Raw genomic sequence first — 7,822 nt, forward strand, 5'->3', positions numbered from 1 at the left:
GCCCGCGTGGCCTGGCGACGCCAGAGAAACAACAGACTTGGACTGATGTCGTGTCGCCGCGCCACCGCGGACACGCTTGCACCCGGCGCAAAACTCTCCGCGACAATCGCCGCCTTCGCATCGGTCGACCAGCGCCGACGCCGGCCCGTCCCGGTGATGATCTCGACACGCTGCAGCGTGTCGGCGCCGTTTTCGAGGATAGGCGTATGCCTACCCTTATCGCTATCCTTACGACTATCCTTGGACATTGTGACCTCGCGACAAACCATTCCGCGAGATCTTTCTAGCTGACCAGATCAGCCCTCAGGGCGTGGTCCCTGCATGACGCTCACAAAATAGGGCAGCCTGGTGGCGCTTGCAGCCGATGCGCCACGCTTCGCCACGAGGTCGCCCGCGCCCGCCGAGGGTAATCCCGTCTGACGGCAAGTGCCAGCCGGGAATGTATTCCCGTTCCACGCCAGCATGCCGCCGTGCTCGGGCCGGTCAAGGCCAAGCCTTGCGGTGGCCGCAAACGCGGCCAGCCTTGACCGCCCCTGCGCGCGGCGGCTGCGAGATCGATGGCCGGGACGGAAGAATGGCCCGCGGCGCAGCCGAACAAAAGAATGGACGTACGCGATTTCTGCAATCGTCATCTCGGTCATGAACAAATCGCTTGTCCATCTCATCCGTCGTGCGCAGGTGTTTCCAATGCTCGGCCGGGAAGTCGTAGAAAGCCAGCAGCGTGTCTCGATCTTTGCGCAGGCAGTCGGCCGCCTTCTCGTATTTCAGCGTGTAGCTCTCGATGAAGGCGTCGAACGCCAGCTCGGCTGTGGCCTTGGTTTCGGCCATCCAGATCTCCTGCAGCGCGCGTTTGGCTTTCGGGTGCTGGCTCTTCGGCAGCTTGGCAAGTACGTTGGCGGTCTTGTGCACCCAGCAGCGCTGCTCGCGCGTTTTCGGCCAGACCTCACCGGCGGCCTTCCAGAACCCGAGTGCGCCATCGGCGATGACGAGCCGCGGGGAAGCATCGAGCCCGCGCCGCTTCAGATCGAGCAGCAGATCGCGCCAGTCGTGCGCGCTCTCGCGGGCGCCATCGGTGAAGCCGACCAGTTCCTTGCGGCCTTCCGGCGTCGCGCCGATCAGCACCAGGATGCACTGCTTTTCGTCCTCGAGGCGGGCTTCGAGATGGATGCCGTCGGCCCAGATACTCGACCACGACCGCCGCCCGGGTCGTCGAGACCACGAGCCGCATTCGCCTTGCGTTCGCCGCGGCATGTCCCGAAGCCGACCTGATCCGCTGCTTGCCAGGCGCGCTGCTTCCGCTCGGTCCTTGACCGGCGGGGCGTGCGCCCCGTTCGCCCAACCCGTCCCTCAAGCGCGTCGCAAAGTACGGGTCGTCAGGCGGTGAAAAGCCAAAGGCAATCCTGTGCGCCCCGTCAAAGGAGGTGTTGCAGCCGCATCAATCGGACCAAAAAACCGCACTCTCACGAACGGGCTAACTCTCACGATGTCGCCCTTCTTCGCCCATGGCGACCCGGATTCGGTGAGGCTGTTCCGTGAGTTTGAAGAAAATAGCTTCCGATCGTCTCGGGCTGCGTCAAGTAAACGCTGAAGGCAGCTCAGCCGCCTTACTTCACGAGTGCACGAATGCACAAACAAAGGAAGGCGACAAGGCGATATATCCTGCCACCCACCCATTTATCCACCCACCCATTTATTGAAACGGACCCAGCTTACCTGGAGACGGCGCAGTCAGGCGGCCGGCTCCTGAGAGCCGCTCGTCCGTCGTTTACAATTACTTTATTACCCACATATTCCCTCGTATTCAATCTCACTAACCTAAAATATTAGGATTAATTCTCTTACATTTCATACATAGGCACATCAATCAAATTTTCTCGATTGAAGGTCATACGTATTTTTCCGCCGTTATTTTCTTCTTAATTTTAATGTTGCAAATCGGTTTTTATTTATTGTTAGCATTGTATAATCCATTTTTTTCATTTTTACGCTTGATTCTCGCTTTGAAGCCATCTGTGGGACGAAGACTCGCATAAATTCACCGCGGCAATAATTAAACACAAACGATCATCTTATTAATTGGCCTCGACTTATTTTACACAAAATCATCACACAACAGCTGCATAATTGCAGTTTATGATACAATACAAAGGCTTACGTAGAAACAGACACATGCAACAACACCACAGGTGAACGCCAGGCCAATATACGGCGACTTCGATCATTCCTTTTTCCCGCGCCCCCATGCTACCACCTCGATCTCGCCGTTCAGGTTCACGGGTTCCTTGACAGCGATGAACCACTCGGGCGCGCCCACCTCCGTACCAATTGGGCGAGCACCTGCGACCCAAGTTCCGACAAAACGTCGACCGGCCACAGTAGTTGCAGCGTCAACCTCACTCCCATAATAGAATTTAAGCGAGACATTGGCTTCATTAGCTGGGCCTTCATAGTTTATCCTGGCGTTCTCAAGAGCGTTCCTCAGATTAGTGGTCACACTTAGCATAGGATGGTCAAACTTCCATTGGGGACGTTCCGGCATCCTGAAACCAGCTATTCGATTTAAGTCTGTTTTGTAATGAAAAAAGGCAGTTGTGGAGATACCAAGAATTATGAGGTTATAAATAGAGGACCGATCCTGCGTCTCAAACCTCGCAAAAAATTGCGTGGCTTTTTAGGCAAGCGAAAGGGAATAATGGCTTTTTAGGCAGCGAAAGCGAATAATTGTTTTTTATAAGCGAAACGCCAAAGAATATAAATTGGGCCCTTTAGCGAGACCCAAGCATATTTTTACCGCTGGAGAACGACAGAAAGTGACATCCTCGGGTTAATCTTATTGGACCATGCTTTTAGACAGTGACATTTGATGGGTTTCACACAGCCCTCTAGTCGAGACGGAAGAAGCTTGCCCCTTTGAGCTCCAGAATGGACACACTCGGCCGCTGCCACATGTAAGTATCTTCCTGATTGGCCCACACGGACAGCGAAGGCACACGATTGACCTTTGCAGGCGGGTCCCCTCGCTCTTCCCTATTGGACCGCAATCACAACAGTGACACCAATGGACAAGCAGAACTCGACTTCACTTCCGTCCGCAATGTTAGACTCTCGTAGAGCAATAAAGAAGAAGGATGATAAGGGCCGCTCTTTATTGGACCGAAACTACGAATAAAAGCTCATCTATCATCTAGATGTAAACGTCCCGTCGGTTTTGGACGCGGCAAGTTCCGCGGAACCACACGAAAACGGAGGCCGTACGGCCTCCGTTTTCGTGTCGCGCGGAACTTGCCGCGTCCAAAACCGACGGGACGTTTACATCAGGATATATCCTGCAGCAGCAGCAGCAGCAGCAGCAGCAGCAGCCGCCGCCGCCGCCGCCGCCGCCGCCGCCGCCCAGCCTGCTTCCGGTAAGCGAAAAGCAGGCCTTTCAATTGTAAGCGTGGCGTTGAGGCCCTTGAGAATTTTTGTACTCAGTCCTGAAAGCACCGCTAGAAGAGTCATCTTCTGCAAGGGTGCTCACAATGGACGACCATTCGGACGACATAAGACGACCGTTGTCACCGCGTATCGAAGTCAAGCACGTGACGCTGTCGATCCTGTGGGAGGAGTACATTGCCGCCGAGCCCGGCGGATACCGGTACTCGCGCTTCTGCGAGCTCTACCGCGCCTGGGAGGGTCGCCTGTCGGTGACGATGCGCCAGTCGCACGCGGCCAGCGACAAATTGTTCGTCGACTACGCGGGCGACGGCGTGCCGGTGGTGGTCGACCGCGGGGTCGCGAGCTGGATCGCCTTCTACAACGATCGTCGCCTTCATCAGGCGCAGGGCTATCGCACGCCGATGGCGGTCTGGCGCGAACGGATGCAGGCCACGAAGGCTGTGGACATGGTGGACAACGCTGACGCGTTGACCACATGCCCACAGCAACTGCAGCAGACCGAGTCTCTGGCAGCGTGATAGAAAGGGATCAGGAGCGGTCAGTTTCCAACTAACAAACCTGGTTCAAGCGGTCCCGCTCCGCGGGTTCATTTCAATTGCACCGGAAGATCGGTCAGGAGTTTCCATTTGCAAATGCTCCAGTCAGGACGGATCGACATCAGCATCTACCTATGCTCGCCACAGGTCGCATGTCGAGGCCAGCTCTCTCCGCTGCTTCGTCACGACGCCTTGCGGCTTCCATCATAGCCATTCTCCTACCGTTCGGAGCCGCGCTGGCGGCGGCGCTCCTACTTCGGCAGTTAGGAGGTTGCGCCTTGCTAAAATCATCTTTGATCGCTTCGAGTCTGATTGCAACATCGGAGGTCGGTAAGACCTCTGGCGTCGTGTCCGCACTTGCTGGTTTGGTTGCTTCATTACCATGACTCGCTGCTTTCCACGGTGGCATGCCGAAGTCGACTTGAAGCGCTCCGGATTTGTTCGCAGAACCGGAAGCAAGTGGGATCTCCCGCGCCGCCGTGGCCCGTGACTGCACCGCCAACATTATTTTGTCGATGTTTCTGGGAGAAATGCTGTTCGAATGGTGATCGTCGTCCACGCGACTCTCTTTATTCGTAGGAAGTTGCGTCTTGCTAAAATCATTTTTGATCGTGTCGTTTCTGTTTGCAGCATCGAAGGTGGGTAAGATCTCTAAAACCGTGTCCGCGCCTGCTGGTTTGGTTGCTTCATCACCATGACTCGCTGCTGCCAACAGTGGCATGCCCGACGGGTCATCGTACTCCCGGTGCGCTCCACCGCTGCCCAACATGCTTTGATACTTAGGAGGTTGCGCCTTGCCGAGGTCGACTTGAAGCGCTTCGGATTTGTTCGCAGAACCGGAAGCAAGTGGGTTCTCCCGCGCCGCCGTGGCCCGCGACTGCACCGCCAACATTATTTTGTCGATGTTTCTGGGAGAAATGCTGTTCGAATGGTGATCGTCGTCCACGCGACTCTCTTTATTCGAAGGAGCGTCAAAACGAGCGGTATTTTCCCAAGCCGCCTTATGCTGCATTGCTTCTGCAGCTCTCATTTTCTGGGCATTTTGCTCATACTCTTGGAGGCCCTTTAGGCGCGTCTTCAGTTTTATTCCCAACACTTTCGTTGTAACGACCTTCGCATCGCTGCCCACATATTTCGTTTGACGTTTGTACAACTTGCCAAGGGTCTGTTTGGTTTCGGTTAATTGATAGGTGCTTTCGTCGAACGTGGCCGACCTTTTGGTCCAAAGCCTTCGATGGGACGTAATGTTTCTGCCCAGCTCGTTTCCCTGCGGATCCAGTAGAGATGTATATGACTTGACACCAAAGAGCGTTTTGGTTTCGGTTACCTCAGTTCTCCTGTCTTGCGATTTTCTCGAATACTTCGAGAAGCCGCGATTTTCGCGACCGATCAGTTCCAGATTGCCGTCTTCGTCTCGCTCGAAAACTTCTTTTCTGGAGCCTTTGATACGCGTTAGGATTCGATATTTCTTGTTATCGGCCCCGCTTTCGTAAGGGGCGCTAATCTCCTCAGAAATCGCCCTGAAGAGCCGACCGTCCCGAAGCCTGTCCGTGTAGTAGCTGGTGCGAATCAGTTGGCCTTTTTCGTCCCGTTCCCATTTTTCACGGTACCTGCCATCTTTGAATTCGAGGCTGTGGGAGCGAAGTTCTCCCTTCGCGTCAAAGTCGTAACGCGCCTTTTTCCGCCAATCCTCCCTTTCAAGCTGGCTGATGTAAACAGCGTCTGACTGCGGCCCACGTTTGAGGACCTCCGTGGTCTTCCTGACCACGCCCCTCTTGCGCGTGCGCTCGCCATTCTTATCGACTGCTAGCTTCTTGTTGCCGAGGAGCTCGTAGCCGATCTCCCCGTGATAGCCCTCTTTCACTTTGTCAAAGAGTTCCATCTCGTTGGCATATGTCGCTTGTTTGCTCGGTCTCCTAAGCCCGCGATCTATTCTGCGAGCTTTGTCGGCCGTTTCCCGCGCTCGAAGATGCTGCTCTGCTTCGCGCCTAACGGAACGCGCGTTCTTATAGACAGGATCTCTCAGCTTGATCGGTTTTTTTTGAATGTTGACCATGAGTTGGATCTTCTGCAAAGCTTTTCGATCGAAAGGGAACATGGAAGGCAGCAAAACTCATGTACAGCGTCGCGCGGAAGGGCGTTGCCGGCTGTCCTTTGACAAGCGGCTTTCGCCACTGACACGCGGCTGCGTGCGCACGATTGTCAGGTTCCCCAACTACGGGCAACGTCGCGTGATCTGTCGTTCCGATCGTCGTATCTGCTGCCTGGCGGCCGCTGCGGCTTGCTCATATCGCTGGTGTTGCCCGACTCGGCCTCCTGACGCGACAGAAGCCTATCCGTTACGCTCGTTGGAAGATCCAGCGCTTTATCCTTATTCCTCTCTTGGTGAGCCCTCTGCAGAGTTTGAGCAAGCGACGTAAATGAGGGTTTCGTGTAACTTACACCTCTAGCCTCTCCATCGTCGGCATAGAATATCTCTTCTGGCGTGTACATGTCGATTATGGATTTGCCCTTCGGCAATTCGATTGAATGACCTTCAACAAGGGTCTCACCTACCGCCACGAGTACGCGATCATGGGATGCATACTTATCGAGCATCTTATCCCAATTTGGTTTGAACGTGCCCCATTGCGGATTGATACCATGCTCTTCGCACACCTCCTGAAAGTACTTAGGAAAGCGCGTTGGGCCTCCAAGAAAATCCGGCGTGACGAACGTATTGCCCTCCGGCATCCTGATTATGATCCGATGGTCCATTGCATCCATGGAGGGTGATCCCTGGACGGCTTGTACCGCTGCGTCGTCGGGTAGGTTCCCGACAACATCTTTTATCGGGAAGTATGTCGTATCGATCTTCACATAGGCACTATGGGTATCCTGGTTATACCCGCGGCTTTCGCCGACATAGTCGCGTAAGCGGTGGGTCGCTTGATTGGGCCCAAGCGTGCGCTCGATGAAGTCGATGGTTTGGTAGCCGTGAAGTTTTGACTTCAGCCATACGTCGCCGCCAAGTTTCATCTCTAAGTCCGAAGCCGTACACTCCTCATAACCATCGTCCGGGAGGCGCGAAAGCCCCTTCATGACTCCGCCCTTCATTCGAACCATGATGTCCGGAGCCTGCTCGCCGCTAGTATGCGGATTTTTATGGGCGACCTCCCGTCGTCTGTTCCCGGCTGGAGTCTCGTAAATTTGCGCTTCGCCATCGAGTTTGAAAGTCGGAACGATTTCTCGTTTCCCGTCCTTAAACACTACTTTGTCGACTTGGAAAAGGTCGTTATCACGCTCCGCTGTGAGCCCAAGTGATGTCGTGATTTTCCTGAACTCAGAATTTTTGTATTCTACCGTGGTTTTTTGGCCGTCTGGAGCCTTGATGGCAGTCCAAAGTCCATTCTTGGTATAGTAGTTGTCTCCGTACCTGATGTAGACAAGCTCCTCGTCCATCTGTTTGACGGTTTTGTTGCCCAACCTGGAGAGAGCCTGAAAGGCCGCTCCAGCGAAAAACGTGTATACGTTTTTCGCCGGGAGGTCTTTGGAACGATCCGAATTCAACGGCACTACGGGGATGCCGTTTTCTCTAAGTGTGGTGTCTTCGACCGCAATCAACAGGTCGTCGTTCGAGGGAAGTTTGGCGGCGTCGGTACGCCGGCTTGCCCTGAGTTCAAGCGCCGCCAATCGTCTAGCGGAGGCGTCGAGCTCTTCGGCTTCAGGCATGTCATTATCATCGGCCATGTAAGCGATCCTTCAAGACACTTGGATACTCAGCTGCAATTGTTTTTCGTTTGTTTTTCGTCTCGGGCCTTAACAGCTCTTAGCAACGCCATAAGCCGGCGTTCACGAGAATTCATAAATAG

General features: G+C 54.6%; 4 protein-coding genes and 2 pseudogenes. 1 reads left to right on the forward strand and 5 read right to left on the reverse strand.

What is annotated here, in order from left to right; genetic code table 11:
• The 3 genes and pseudogenes from QSV46_RS38820 to QSV46_RS38830 all read right to left on the reverse strand — a co-directional run.
• A partial coding sequence (locus QSV46_RS38820) for a transposase (RefSeq protein ID WP_314963969.1) occupies positions 1-176 on the reverse strand: 176 nt, incomplete at its 3' end.
• A gap of 436 nt (positions 177-612) precedes the next feature.
• A pseudogene (locus QSV46_RS38825) lies at positions 613-1,221 on the reverse strand (IS256 family transposase); the annotation flags it as partial.
• A gap of 2,088 nt (positions 1,222-3,309) precedes the next feature.
• Complete coding sequence (locus QSV46_RS38830; protein WP_314963966.1) at positions 3,310-3,507, reverse strand: hypothetical protein; 198 nt, start codon at positions 3,505-3,507, stop codon at positions 3,310-3,312.
• A gap of 65 nt (positions 3,508-3,572) precedes the next feature.
• Between QSV46_RS38830 and QSV46_RS38835 the strand changes: the two are divergent.
• Positions 3,573-3,758 (forward strand): annotated as a pseudogene (locus QSV46_RS38835) (IS21 family transposase); the annotation flags it as partial.
• 334 nt (positions 3,759-4,092) lie between these two features.
• Here QSV46_RS38835 and QSV46_RS38840 read toward each other — a convergent pair.
• Both QSV46_RS38840 and QSV46_RS38845 read right to left on the reverse strand, forming a co-directional pair.
• Positions 4,093-6,027, reverse strand: coding sequence for an effector protein (locus tag QSV46_RS38840; RefSeq protein WP_314963967.1), 1,935 nt, complete (start codon positions 6,025-6,027; stop codon positions 4,093-4,095).
• Positions 6,028-6,173: 146 nt separating this feature from the next.
• Complete coding sequence (locus QSV46_RS38845) at positions 6,174-7,700, reverse strand: hypothetical protein (protein WP_314963968.1); 1,527 nt, start codon at positions 7,698-7,700, stop codon at positions 6,174-6,176.
• Positions 7,701-7,822 lie beyond the last annotated feature (122 nt).

The sequence above is a fragment of the Bradyrhizobium cosmicum genome, assembly GCF_032290525.1.
GTDB classification, from domain to species: domain Bacteria; phylum Pseudomonadota; class Alphaproteobacteria; order Rhizobiales; family Xanthobacteraceae; genus Bradyrhizobium; species Bradyrhizobium cosmicum_A.